Source organism: Streptomyces sp. Ru72, assembly GCF_002920635.1.
Lineage (GTDB): Bacteria > Actinomycetota > Actinomycetes > Streptomycetales > Streptomycetaceae > Streptomyces.
Window position 1 is genome coordinate 1 of the sequence record NZ_PQSR01000159.1, and the last position, 12,444, is coordinate 12,444.

Here is a 12,444-nt window from a genome sequence, read left to right on the forward strand (position 1 = left end):
GGGCCTCTTAAAGCACCGAACTCAGCGACCATACCGGCCAACCGGCCACCGCCCCGAAACAGAATCGAAGCTGCCGGCAAGTGCCTGGGCCAGCCTGAGCAGGGCGTCGATGAAGGGCTGGGCGCCGTTTCGCGGGGCGTCGCTGCGGCAGCCTGCTTGAACCGACAGTCGTCGGTCCGCGAGTGGTTGGACCAGCTGTGTCAGCTGCTGAGCCGGGTGCGCAGGAGTTGTTTGCCGAGTTCGGCGCCCTTGCGGCTGTCGGCCTGGGCCTTGCGGAACAGTTCGACGACCTCGGTGTCGTTCTCTCGTTCCGCGTCCTGGATGTAGCTCTCCATCCGCAGGGCGTTGCTCAGGCAGGCCTCGATGAACCAGATGAGGTTGTAGTCCTTGTCCTTGGTACCGGTGACGTTGCCGGTTTCCGTGCTACTGGCCATGGTGGTCCTTCCTTTTCCTTCGTCAGCGAGGAACGACGACCCTAGTTAGGGTGTGGGACGGGGCTGAAGATCTTCTTTACGGCCGGCTGCCGTCACGGGCCGGGCCGGGCCCACGGCTGCCGCAGCCGGTGACAGCCGCCTCGTCTCCGGCATGGGGACGCCCGCGAGTCCCCTGCTGAAGTGGGTGAGGGCGCATCTCCAGAAGGGGACTCTTGGGTCGTCTCCGTGCGCGGGAGATCCACGGCCATGGTCACACAGGCACGCGTTCCTCAGTCCGGGCCACGCCGACCCGTGTGCGCTCGCTCGCTCCTGGGGCGGTCGGCGCCTTCCGGCTCAGGGTTTGCTGCGGCGGGCTTGATCGATGGCGTCCAGGACCGCCTGCCGGTTGGAATGCCCGCGCTCCCAGGTCTCGATCACCGTGAGCTGCAACGGGGACAGTCCGCGCAGACGCTGCTGGATCTCCATGATGCCGAGCTGGCTGAAGCCGGGGATCGGCAGGTCCTCCTCGCGGGTGACCGCGCCCAGGACCTCCCCGCCAGGCCTGTGGGTGGCCTCGGGCACCGCCGGAAGCGCATTCCCGGCCGCGTGGATCACCGTGTCGCGCTGCCGGTGGTGCCGCTCGTACTCGAGTACCTGCCGCACCACGCGGTCGGACACGTTCGGCAGGTGCATCTTGATGCGTTCGGGGTCCATCTCGTCATAGCCGGCCCACGGCTCCGGCTCACGCAGGCGCTCGATGGCGTTCAGCACTCCGGGACGGCCCGCGTGTGCGCGCTCATAGCCCTCGATCACCGTCAGCTCCGTCTGCGACAGACCCCGCAGACGCTGCTGGACCTCCGTGATGCCGAGCTGGCTGAAGCCGGGGATCGGCAGGTCTTCCTCGCGGGTGACCGCGCCCTGGACCTCCTCGGCCATGCGGGTCGCATCGGGCATCTCCCGCCAGGCGCCCTCAGCCGTGCCCCTCACCCGCCTGGTGCTGCGTCGGAATGCTTGCCGCAGCCGGGCCACGGCCGCCCGCACCGTGCGCATGACCGCATCCAGCAGGCCGCCACCCTCGGCAGCCTCAGCCTCGAGGGGACGCTGGCCGTTGGTGGCCACCGCCACGGCCCCGGCCCGCTCAGCGAGATTCTCCTCGAGACTCTCCAGCAGCTCCTCGTCCTGCCGGCGCAGCAGGCGCAGCAGGTCGGCGGTCTCCCGGTCATGGAGCTGTTCGGCGATCCTCTCTCCCGCCTGACACGCCGCCAGCGCCCGCGCTGCCGCCGCATACTCGTCCTCGGCGTTCTTCAGCAGACGGCGCTCACGGGCCAGCCGCTCGCCGTCCGCCATCTCCGTCATCGCCGCCACCGCGACCTCCACCGGCAGCATGGTCACCCGCACAGCGCCGCGCGCCGCGAACCGCACGAACTGCGCGGCAGCGGACCACGCTCCGCGAGGAGGCCGCATCTCGCGTACCCGGTCCTCGATGCGCTCCAGGTGGTCCTCCGCTTCAGCGACCTGGCGCTCGAGTCTTTGCCGACGAGCACCGGGCGGTGTGATGGTCACATCCGTCCGGAACCGGTCGACGACCGCGGCGTGAGCCTCACGGGCGTCCTCCAACGCCGGTACCAGCACATCCGTCATCGCTGCCATCAGTTGCTCCAGGTGAGATCGGTGCGGGCATCACACCACGCACGAAGAAGAGCCGCCCGCCGTCCCCTGCAGGGGCCAGGCAACCGGAACCCATCCTGCGCACTCGTGCCGAAGATCGCTCCGCGAGCTGCTTGCTCGGGCAAGCGGCAGTCCGACCACCTACCTGCCGCGACAGCGGCCCTGATGCACGGGCAACCGCACACGCCCGTTACTCCATGCGGGTGAACCAAACGGGGCGGTCACCCACCACAGACTTGGCCTCTGCTGTATGAAGCGCAGGCCGTCCGTCCGTTACTGAAGTCGCAAAGGCGGCGCCATAAACCCAACGCTGCTGAACGGGGCCGATGAGGGCTTTTGCCCAGACCGCTGACCCTGACGTCGGTGCGGTACTGCGGCTGCACGGACGGCTACAGGCGGGCGACGATCAGCGCCATGTCGTCGCCGCCGCTGGTGACGCCGAGGCGGAGAGCAGGGTGTCGGCCAGGTGGTGCGGTCTGAGGCGGGCATGGCCGGCGAGGATGCCGGTGAGCCGCTGCACACTGGTGTCGATGTCCTCCCCGCGGCGCTCGACGAGCCCGTCGGTGTAGAGCACGAGTGTGCCGCCAGCAAGGTAGGGCACGGCCGCCTGGGGGCGCGGGACGTGGTCGGGCGGGCTCCCAGCGGGGGGTCGGTGGCCTGGTCGAGCAGCACGAAAGTGCCGTCGGGATGGACCACAGGACCGGGGGCAGGTGGCCGGCACTGCTGTAGGTGATGTGGTGGCGGCGGGTGTCGATGACTGCTTTGACCGCGGTGGTGGCCAGCGCTCCTTCCACCGAGCGGGCGTACAGGCCCAGTACGTCCATCGCCGGGCCGGGTTCGCACAGGGCGCGGACGGCGGCGGAGAGTGCGCTGCGGAGCATGCCCATGGCCGCGGCGGCTTGCAGGCCGTGGCCGACCACATCGCCGACGGCCACGGCGAAACGGTCGTCGGGCAGGTCGACGACGTCGTACCAGTCGCCGCACACGTTCAGTCCTTTGGCCGCGGGCAGGTAGCGCACCGCGATGTCCGGGTGCCGGACTAGGCCGTGTTTGAGATGTCGATCAACGCAGGTCTTGATCGACATTTCGAGCACCGCATAGCGTCAGAACGGTGGAAACAACGCACCGGCCCGCCGCCCGGGTCATCTGCCTGGACGCTTCCCACCGCCTGCTGCTTCTGCACTGGCAGGATCCTTTCGACGGGAACCTGGCTCTGGGAGCCGCCCGGTGGCGGCATCGAGCCTGGCGAGACACCGCTGGTGGCGGCACGACGTGAACTGGCAGAGGAAACCGGACTCGACCCGGCTGCCGTCCTTGACCGGTCGGTGCTCGTCGACCGTGATGTGCAGTGGAACGGCAAGCGGTGCATCGGGACGGAGCATTTCTTCGTCGCTCAGTTTGCCGACGAGCAACCATCCCTGGTTCGTTGTTGTGGCGGCGCTTGTAGCGCTCGCGGTCAAAACCGGGCGGCCTTCCGCCCTTGGCACGCGGCCGCAGTCGGTGGCCAGCCTGGTCACGCTTCTCCGGGATCGTGTGCGGAATCTGCCGTCGTCGCAGGTAGACGCGGTTACGGCGGGAGGAGTACGCCCGGTCGGCGATCACATGCGCCGGACGGGTGCGCGGGTGCCCGCCTCAGCCGCAGGCCACGCGGCGGCTGGGGTTCCGGGGGCGCGCCCGGATGAACCGCTACTCGGTGCCGGTGCGGCTGATCGGCCGCACCGTCCGCGTCATGCTCCACGCCTCCGAGCTCGTGGTCTACGACGGCCGTGAGGAAGTCGCCCGCCATGAGCGGCTGTGGGAAGCCGCCGTCAAAGCGCACGGTCAACGCGACGGCACCCGGGCTCTGACCGAGGTCCTCCTCCTCAGCCGCCACCTGCCCCACGAACACCTCGTCACCGGCCTCGCCGCAGCTCTGCAGACCGGTGCCCTCACCGCCGATGCCGTCGCTCTCGAAGCCCGCAAGGCAGCCGACGCCGACACCGGACTCGAAGAACTCCCGCAGCCGCCGTCCACCACCAGCCAGACCGCCATCGCCCCGCTGCCCGCGGCTGTCAGGGCCAACCTGCCACCCGACAAGCGGCCCCTGCCCTCCGTCGCCCCCTACGACCAGCTCCTGCGGCTCCGCCGACCCGACCACCCCACCCCGTGAAAGAGGAGAACGCCGCGACCCTTCCCCGCCAGCGAGGACTCATTGAGCAGGCCGCCACCACCGCCGTCGACCAGGCATGCCGCATGCTCCGGCTGCCCACCATCCGCTCCCAGTTCCCCGGACCTCGCCTAGACGGCAAGCCGTGAGCAGATGTCCTACCTCGGCTTCCTCGCCGAGCTCTTGCTGGCCGAGTGCGACGACCGGGCCCGCCGCCGCTGCGAGCGCCGCATCAAGGCGGCAGGCTTCCCCCGCGACAAGTCGCTGCTGAAGTTCGACTTCGAGGCCAACCCCAACATCGACGCAGCCATGATCCACACCCTCGCCAAGTGCGAATGGATCAAGAAGGGCCTGCCCTCTGTCTCATCGGCGACTCCGGCACGGGCAAGTCCCACCTGCTGATCGCACTGGGCACCGAGGCCGCGATGGCCGGCTACCGAGTCAAGTACGTCCTGGCGACCAAGCTGGTCAACGAGCTGGTCGAAGCCGCGGATGAGAAGCAGCTGACCAAGACGATCGCCCGCTACGGCCGCGTCGACCTGCTTGGCTGCCCGCATCAGGAGCAGCCACTCAGGAAGGTCACTGGGCGTTGTCCATGAGTCGGCTCTCCCACGCCCAGGCTGCGATCTCGACCCGATTGCGGACCTGAAGCTTGTTCTGGATCGTCGCCAGGTGGCTCTTGACTGTGCTCAGCGAGATGAATAGCTCGGCGGCGATCTCCTGGTTGGTGCGACCTCGCGCGATGGCTCGGATCACTTCCGTCTCGCGCTCCGAGAGCGGCTGCGTCGGCCTCGGCACGGTCGCCCTCCGGGCTGGCCCGAGGTTGCGCAGCAGCCGCAGCGTGATCGACGGAGAGATGAGTGCGTCGCCAACGCTCGCCGCGCGCGCCGCCTCGACCAGCAAGGTCGGCCCGGCGTCCTTGAGGACGAAGCCGACTGCCCCGGCGTGCAGCGCGCCGTAGACGTACTCGTCAAGGTCGAAGGTGGTGACGATGACCACCTTCAGGGGGTCTGGCACGCCTGGCCCGGCCAGGGCGCGGGTGACCTCGATGCCGTCCAGCTTCGGCATGCGGATGTCGATCAGGCAGACATCGGGGCGCAGTCGTCGGGCGAGGTCGACCGCCTCGGCGCCGTCGGCGGCCTCGCCGACCACGGTGATGTCCTCTTGGTCCTCCAGGATGAGTCTCAGGCCGCCGCGAATCATCGCCTGGTCGTCGGCCAGCATGACCTTGATCGTCACCGGCTCTCCTGCAGGGGCATCGGCACCTTGGCGAGCACCGACCAGCCGACTCCGGGCTCGGGCCCCACAGTCAGGGTGCCGCCGAGGGCCTCGACCCGCTCACGCATGCCGATCAGGCCGAACCCGCCCTTCGGCAGGTGTCGGGTGTGACCGGGAGGCGCGTCGTCGGTGATCGTGACGGTGACGCCGGTCGGGTCCTGGGCGATGTCGACGGTGGCCGAGCGGGCGTGCGAGGCGTGCCGGGCGATGTTCGTCAGGGATTCCTGGACGATCCGGTAGACGGTGGTGGTGACCTCGGGTGGCCAGGGCGCCTGGTCCTCGGGCAGCCGGAGCTTCACGTCAGGTCCGTGCCTGTCGAACCGCCGAATGATCTCGGCCAGTTGCTCTGGGCCCGGCGTGGTGGGAGAGGTGGTGGCCGCGTCGTCGGTGTCGCGCAGCAGTCCGACCACACGGCGCATGGCGGCCAGCGCCTCGCTGCCGGCCTCCTCGATGCCTGCCATGGCTTGTTCCAGCGTCTCGGGCTGCCGCCTACCCACGATCCGCGCGGCCTGGGCCTGCACCACGATGCCCGTGATGTGATGGGCGACCACGTCATGCAGTTCCCGGGCCAGGGTCAGGCGTTCATCGCGCCGGACAGCCTCGGTGGCCATCCGGCGGCGGTAGTCCAGGAAACGCAGGCCGAGACCGGTCCCGAGGGCGAGAATCCAGACATCCGTACCGACCCGGACCGGAGTGCTGGGGGCGTCTGTGGTCAGCCAGCCGACGGTCATCAGCGCGAACCCGGCGGCCGCGATTCCGCCGGCCTGCCAGCGAGGCAGCGCCCGGATGGCGGAGCCGCCGAGGACCAGCAGCGCCAGTACCGCGCCGGCGCCTGGCTCGCCGGGCAGGTTCGTGAGCCTGGCGACAAGACCGGCGCCGCCCGCGATCGCCAGGCCGATGGCCGCCGCCCAGCCCCGGTGCCGAGCGCGCCCGAGAGCGATCAGGCACACGGCCAGGCCGACCCCGGTGTCGAAGGCCCAGGGGCGGCCCTGGCTCATGTACTGAGCGGCCATGAACAGCAGCACAGCGGCGAACAAGACCCCCAGTGCTGTGTTGACTGCAACCTTCGGCCCCCAGGCCGGTCGAAGTGCGGTTTTCACCCAGTGCACGCTACGCGATCGCCAGCGGACCGCCGTACCGGCCGAAAGTACGAGTCGGAGTGTTCTTTCGGCTGGTGTGACGGCCGACGCCTGCTCAGCATTCTGAGGACATGGCTGATCCGATCTCCTCCGCTCCCCACGTCCTCGCCGTCTCGACGCTGGCCGAGAAGACCGTGCGGAGCCCTCTGCTGTACGCCTGGTGGGCCCTCAACCTGATCGTCTTCGCCGGGGTTGTCTACGCCGTCTACTGGAGCGTCAAGAAGTGGCGCGGCAGCCGAGGGGCGCGCGGCTGACCGGGGTCGTCGTGCAACGCCCTGACCACTTCGCTACCTCGATCGAGGAAACACATGACACCAGTACTGGAAGCCGTGAAGCTGGGTAAGCGCTACGGCCGCCACCAAGCGCTGATCGACTGCGACCTGAGCATCCCCCAGGGGCGCGTGATCGGCCTGGTCGGTCCCAACGGCGCCGGAAAGTCAACTCTGCTCAACATGTCCTGTGGGCTGATCAGGCCCACCTCGGGCACGATCCGCGTGCTGGGCGCCGAACCCGCCGCGAGTCCGGCCCACCTGGCCAAGGTCGGCTTCGTCGCGCAGGACACGCCGGTGTACGCCGATCTGTCGGTCGCGGACCACCTGCGCATGGGTGCGAAGCTGAACCCCAGGTGGGACGGGCCGCTCGCGCAGCGGCGGATCGCCCAGATCGGACTGGACCCGAAGCACAAGGCGGGCCGTCTCTCGGGAGGCCGGCGCGCTCAGCTCGCCCTGACCATAGCGGCGGCCAAGCGGCCCGAGCTGCTGATCTTCGACGAGCCCGCCGCCGCGCTCGACCCCCTGGCCCGTGCGGGCTTCCTGGACAACCTCATGGAGTTCGTCACCGACCTGAGGGCCAGCGCCATCCTCTCCTCGCACGCGCTCCCCGATGTGGAGCGGGTCTGCGACTACCTGATCGTGCTGGCCGGCTCCCGGATCCAGGTGGCCGGCGACGTGTCCGAACTGCTGGCCTACCACCACCGGCTCGTCGGAGGCCGCCAGGATATCGGTGAGCTGCCCGTCGGCGTGGAAGTGGTCCGCATGGAACACGCTTTGCGGGAGAGCACGGCGATCGTGCGTGCGGATCAGCGGCAGTTGGCCGACGGCTCCTGGAGCGTGGAGACGCTCGATCTGAAGGAGCTGGTCCTGGCCTACATGGCCCGGGCGAACGAAGCCGCCGCCCAGCCCGCCCCGACGGCCATGGAGGCACAGCGATGATCTGGCTGACTTGGCGCCAGTTCCGCCTTCAGGCGCTGGTGGGCTTCGGTGCCCTCCTGCTGCTCGGGATCTATTTGGTGATCCTCGGCCAGCAGATCCACAGCAGCTACGACGACACGCTTACGCACTGCACCGGCCACGGCAACTGCTCCAGCACACTGGGCGCCTTCGCCGACAACTACAGCCTCCAGGTCGACCTGCTCAGCTACCTGCTGCTGGTTGTCCCCGGCGTCATCGGCATCTTCTGGGGCGCCCCGCTGATCAGTCGTGAGCTGGAGGCCGGAACCCACCGGCTGGTGTGGAACCAGAGCGTGACCCGCAGCCGGTGGCTGGCGGTCAAGCTGGGAATGGTCGGTCTGCTGAGCATGGCCTTGGTCGGGCTGTACAGCCTGCTGTTGACCTGGGCCACCGGCCCGGTCAACACCGTCCTGAACAACCGCTTCGAACCGGTGCTGTTCGCGTCGCGCAACATCGTGCCGCTGGGCTATGCGGCGTTCGCCTTCGTGCTGGGGACCGCGCTCGGGCTGTTCGTCCGCCACATCGTGCCCGCCATGGGAGCGACCCTGGTGGTCTTCGCCGTGCTTCAGATCGTCGTACCCACCGCCATCCGGCCGCACTACGAATCGCCAGTCCGCACCTCGGTGCCGCTCACCGCACAGCTGATCAGCGGCCTGACGAAGATCGGCACCTACGGCGACATCGGCGGGCTGCGGGTGCCCGGTGGGCCCTGGGTGGTGGAGACCACCGCCATGCTCGACTCCAAGGGCAAGGAGGTCGGCCACACGGCATGGTTCCAGGACTGCACCAACAACAAGTCGCTAACGGAGATGCCGAGTTGCCTGGCGAAGGGCAACCTCCACGTGGACGTCTCCGAGCAGCCGGCCAGCCGCTACTGGACCTTCCAGTGGCTGGAGACCACGGTCTTCACGGCCCTCGCCGGGCTACTGGCTGTCCTGAGCTTCTGGCGGATTCGCAGCCGGCTCAACTGACACCGGCGCGGCTGCGGAATCCTCCGCCGCCTGACTCAGCAGCCAGCCGGTTCCCGGCCAGGCGCCAGGGCCTTCAGCCTACTCTCGCCTACGGGACAGTTAACGGAGCTTCGGGGAACGGTTCGTGTTCCGGCTCGTACTCGACGAGATAGACGTCGTCGATGAATCTGCAGCACCCGGCGAGTTCAGCCGGGGCGCAGGGGCACCCGGTGGTCAGCTCGAGTGTTTCCACGTCGCGTTGGCGCCATACAAGCACAGGGCACGCACCCATGCACTCCGATTTGAGCAGCTTCACCCACAGGAGCGGGCGTTGAGTTTGAGCGGGCTGATATCAGTCAGCTGGGCGACGGGGAGCCTCACGCGCCGCCTTCTGACGTTGCTCAAGGCGGAGCCGAAGTTCGAGAGGGGGCGGCTGCAGACGCCGACGGGATTCGAACCCGCGGACGAGGACGGACAGGCCCGCCCGGGCCTCATCAGTCGTCGCGCGGAGGGCCTTCCGCACGACGATTGCAATGGACCGCTCTGCCACGGCGCCGCAGCCTGCCGGGACCGCGCGATCCCGGTCCCCAGACCATAGACGCCCTCACCTCAGTGATCCCACCCGGTTTTCCGCGTACGCCGGAAGGCCGCCGGGTCAATGGCGCAGGAGGTAGTGGGTCATGCGGGAGCGTGCTTTGCCGGCGCTGACGCCGAGGGCCTTGCCGATCGTCTCCGGCGACAACTCGTCGACCTCCGCCGCGTAAGCGGCTTCCCGGCCCGCCAAGGCGGCGAGGCGTTCCAGCCTCGCGACCGCCTTCAGCGCGGCCACCGGCGCCTGCTCGGCGAGCTCGGTCAGATGCTCCTCCAACTGGTCCATGAGCTGTGCGAGGTCGGCCGGCAGCGGCACGGTCTGGTGTTCGACGGCACAGATGTGCTCGCACCAGTCGTCGTACGGGCCGCTGACGTCCAGCTCGTCCAGGCGGTCGTTCTTCACCTTGTCCCAGTCGATCGGATGGCTCTGACCGCGCCAGCCGCACGAGCAAGAACCCCGGACGGCGGCTGCCTTCGGCCGCCGCATCGTTTCGTCGTACGCCCACCATTCGCTCGTTGTGCGCCCCGCAGTACCGCTGCCGATGTGTCCAGGTACACCGGAATGCCGTCGGCGAGGACCGCTTCCGCAATGCCCTCGTGCGACTTCTGCGACTCCCCGAACTCTTCCGTACGCCATCCCCACCCACCGAGCCATGGTCAAGAGTTGTGGGCGAGCTGAATTCGGCGTTTGCTCTGCTGCAGCTCGTAGAACTCGACCAACCTCGACGGACGCATGCTGCGCTCACACAGTAGGGGGCCAGGCCAGCCAGGAGGCTGCCAAGCAAGGCACTCACCGAGGCGCAGGCGACCAGCCCGAGCTGGTCGCCTGAAAAGCGTTCGTCGCCCGTCGTCCAGCGGCGCTAGCCTCGCTGATCATGGGAGCACGAGCGCAGTACGTGGTGGTCGAGAACCGCACCTGGCAGCGGTATTACTCGCACTGGGCCGCCAAGCGGGTGGTCGATGATCTGCTGCCCGGTCCGGCCGCGGCGACACGCTGCTTCCGCGCCAACCCGGAGATCGACGAATGGCTCGACGACGTGTGGTGCGAGGGCGCCGCACTCGTCGACCACGACCGCCGAATCCTGCTGTGGTTCGCCTTCGCGGACAGCTGGGCCGACCACCTTGCCGCCCGTGCCGTACTGGCCCGGACATGGCCCGGCTGGGACGTCCGCTTCGCGCACGACGGCATGGGTGATCTGACCGACCACCTGGGCCTCGGCAGGGACCTGACCCGTTCGCCGGGCTGGTTCGAGACCTTCGAGCCTTCCGGGTTCGCGGCCACCGAATACACCGAGCCCTGCTCCGTCGCCTCCCTGCGCCTGCCCGACGGCAGCGTTCGCGCGTGGGGCAGCGACTGGGAGCCCATCGAGCATCTCGCCGGCGGCCCGGGCCTGATCGACCTGATCGTCGCGTCGCCGAACACCCCTGCGCTCACCGACATGCCGTACGGCGGCGTCCATTTCGACCCGGAGGCCCGCACCGTCTCGCTCTGGGCCGTGCAGAATGTGGCCGGCATCCACAACTGGCCGCTGCCGGGCTGGGAGAACTGGGTCCTGGACTTCCGCGGCGACGACCACACCCAGCAGGCCCGGCTGCTCCCCGCAGACTTCCCCTTCCCGCACCGCCCACTCGCGCCCGCACTGCGAAGGCTCGTCGACGGCCTTGGCACCCCGCCGCCCGACAACGGCGCGTTCCTTGCCCGCGCCACGGCCGCACCTGGTCCGGAGGGCACCGTCCCCGTGATGAACCCCGCAGCGCTGGTGCCGCACGAACCAGCTGATCCCACCCCGGCCGAACTGGCCGCGCTGCGCACGGCGCTCGATGCGCTGATCGCAGGAGCGGAGGTCGACTGACCACCTCATGGGCTTCCCGGGACCGAACAGGACAGCACCGCGGCCATCTCCCCGGCATGCGCGACGTGCAGCGGCAGCAGGCCCAGCGGCCTGGTACTGATGGCCTGGGCCGCGAGGGTCCTCACGCCCGCGACCGCCGACGGGCGTTCGACGAGCCGGCCGCGTTCGAAGCGGGCTCCGGCACGGACGAGGGCGACGAGGTGGGGCGCGTTCACCGCCCGCCACCGCTGCTGGGCGGATTCGAGGAGTTTGAAGACCATAGTCAAGGCGGCGGTGCGGGAACCGGCGCCGCGGGTGACCTTGGTCCGCAGCCGGACGGTGGCCAAGGTGGACTCGATCGGGTTCGTGGTCCGCAAGTGGATCCAGTGCTCGGCCGGGAAGCCGAAGAACGCCAGCAGCTCCTCTTGGTCGTCAGTGATCTTCTTGACGGCCTTGGGGAACTTCGCGCCGTAGAGCTGGGCGAACGTTTTGATCGCCGCCTCGGCGTGGTCGCGGTCCTCGGCGTTGTAGATGTCCTGGATGGCCTTCTTCGCGCCCGGCTGCGCGGCCTTCGGCATCGAGTCAAGCACGTTTGCGGTTTTGTGAACCCAACACCTTTGCTCGCGGGGGTCGGGGAACACCTCGGCCAGGGCCTTCCCAAAGCCCAGGGCGCCGTCCCCGACCGCGAGCACCGGGGCGCGCATGCCCCGGCGGGCGCAGTCCCGCAGCAGGTCCGCCCACGACTCGCCCGATTCGCGGTAGCCGTCCTTGAGTGCGACCAGCTCCTTCGAGCCGTCCACGCGCACGCCGACGAGCACGAGCACGCACGCCTCGGCCTCCTCCAGGCGGACGTTGAGGTGGATGCCGTCGGCCCACAGGTACACGTAGTCGACCTCGGACAGGTCACGGTCCATAAACGCGGCTTGGTCGGCCTGCCACTGCTGGGTCAGCCGGGTGACCGTTGCCGGGGACAGCCCGGCAACGGAGCCGAGGAACTGCTCCAGGGCGGGCACGAAATCGCCGGAGGACAAACCGTACAGGTAGAGCAGTGGCATCACCTCACTGATCTTCGGAGACTTAGAGGCCCTAACAGAAGTTGTTGATCAAGTGACCGTTGGCTTGTCGGCTCGTTGGTCGGGGCGTGGGGAAGCGTCAGTCGCGACCGTGGATTGTGTCGGACGAACTGTGGTCGTTCATC

Annotated in this window: 10 protein-coding genes, 1 tRNA gene and 5 pseudogenes; 7 read left to right on the forward strand and 9 right to left on the reverse strand. The window is 68.9% G+C overall.

All coding sequences use genetic code 11. From position 1 onward, the window contains the following. Positions 1–200: 200 nt before the first annotated feature. The 3 genes and pseudogenes from C3488_RS37355 to C3488_RS37365 form a co-directional block, all read right to left on the reverse strand. Positions 201–434, reverse strand: a complete 234-nt coding sequence (locus tag C3488_RS37355; RefSeq protein WP_103845305.1) for a hypothetical protein — start codon at positions 432–434, stop codon at positions 201–203. A gap of 333 nt (positions 435–767) precedes the next feature. Next, positions 768–2,063, reverse strand: a complete 1,296-nt coding sequence (locus C3488_RS37360) for a hypothetical protein (protein ID WP_103845306.1) — start codon at positions 2,061–2,063, stop codon at positions 768–770. A gap of 407 nt (positions 2,064–2,470) precedes the next feature. Beyond that, a pseudogene (locus tag C3488_RS37365) lies at positions 2,471–3,124 on the reverse strand (PP2C family protein-serine/threonine phosphatase); the annotation flags it as partial. A gap of 12 nt (positions 3,125–3,136) precedes the next feature. On the opposite strand from C3488_RS37365, the pseudogene C3488_RS42805 reads away from it, so the two are divergent. Beyond that, positions 3,137–3,415, forward strand: a pseudogene (locus C3488_RS42805) (NUDIX hydrolase); the annotation flags it as partial. Between the two features lie 97 nt (positions 3,416–3,512). Here the strand turns inward: C3488_RS42805 and C3488_RS42200 are convergent. Continuing rightward, positions 3,513–3,710, reverse strand: a pseudogene (locus C3488_RS42200) (IS5/IS1182 family transposase); the annotation flags it as partial. 49 nt (positions 3,711–3,759) lie between these two features. Between C3488_RS42200 and C3488_RS37375 the strand changes: the two are divergent. Both C3488_RS37375 and C3488_RS37380 read left to right on the forward strand, forming a co-directional pair. Further along, the gene (locus C3488_RS37375; RefSeq protein WP_258053889.1) at positions 3,760–4,230 is read left to right on the forward strand and encodes a hypothetical protein; all 471 of its coding nucleotides are present in this window, start codon (positions 3,760–3,762) and stop codon (positions 4,228–4,230) included. 83 nt (positions 4,231–4,313) lie between these two features. Continuing rightward, positions 4,314–4,772: pseudogene (locus C3488_RS37380) on the forward strand (ATP-binding protein); the annotation flags it as partial. A 34-nt stretch (positions 4,773–4,806) separates the two neighbouring features. Here the strand turns inward: C3488_RS37380 and C3488_RS37385 are convergent. Then, entirely contained in the window at positions 4,807–5,451 is a 645-nt protein-coding gene (locus C3488_RS37385; RefSeq protein WP_219822369.1) for a response regulator transcription factor, read from the reverse strand. 11 nt (positions 5,452–5,462) lie between these two features. Next, on the reverse strand, positions 5,463–6,542 hold the full coding sequence (locus tag C3488_RS37390) for a sensor histidine kinase (RefSeq protein WP_219822368.1): 1,080 nt from the start codon (positions 6,540–6,542) through the stop codon (positions 5,463–5,465). Positions 6,543–6,715: 173 nt separating this feature from the next. Between C3488_RS37390 and C3488_RS37395 the strand changes: the two genes are divergently transcribed. Genes C3488_RS37395 through C3488_RS37405 form a run of 3 tightly spaced genes read left to right on the forward strand, consistent with a single transcriptional unit; the run spans position 6,716 to position 8,844 of the window. After that, positions 6,716–6,898: a hypothetical protein gene (locus C3488_RS37395; RefSeq protein ID WP_103845308.1), complete on the forward strand. Its 183-nt coding sequence runs from the start codon at positions 6,716–6,718 to the stop codon at positions 6,896–6,898. A gap of 54 nt (positions 6,899–6,952) precedes the next feature. Beyond that, positions 6,953–7,855: an ABC transporter ATP-binding protein gene (locus C3488_RS37400; RefSeq protein WP_103845309.1), complete on the forward strand. Its 903-nt coding sequence runs from the start codon at positions 6,953–6,955 to the stop codon at positions 7,853–7,855. Next, the gene (locus C3488_RS37405) at positions 7,852–8,844 is read left to right on the forward strand and encodes an ABC transporter permease subunit (protein WP_103845310.1); all 993 of its coding nucleotides are present in this window, start codon (positions 7,852–7,854) and stop codon (positions 8,842–8,844) included. Before C3488_RS37400 ends, C3488_RS37405 begins: the two co-directional genes overlap by 4 nt. A gap of 416 nt (positions 8,845–9,260) precedes the next feature. Here the strand turns inward: C3488_RS37405 and C3488_RS40965 are convergent. Continuing rightward, a tRNA-OTHER gene (locus C3488_RS40965) sits at positions 9,261–9,379 on the reverse strand. Between the two features lie 99 nt (positions 9,380–9,478). Further along, positions 9,479–9,901: a hypothetical protein gene (locus tag C3488_RS37410; protein ID WP_308460710.1), complete on the reverse strand. Its 423-nt coding sequence runs from the start codon at positions 9,899–9,901 to the stop codon at positions 9,479–9,481. A 388-nt stretch (positions 9,902–10,289) separates the two neighbouring features. Here C3488_RS37410 and C3488_RS37415 point away from each other — a divergent pair, with 388 nt between their 5' ends. Then, positions 10,290–11,267: a hypothetical protein gene (locus C3488_RS37415; RefSeq protein WP_146068010.1), complete on the forward strand. Its 978-nt coding sequence runs from the start codon at positions 10,290–10,292 to the stop codon at positions 11,265–11,267. 140 nt (positions 11,268–11,407) lie between these two features. On the opposite strand, the pseudogene C3488_RS37420 reads toward C3488_RS37415, so the two are convergent. Next, positions 11,408–12,331: pseudogene (locus C3488_RS37420) on the reverse strand (IS256 family transposase); the annotation flags it as partial. Positions 12,332–12,444: the final 113 nt, after the last annotated feature.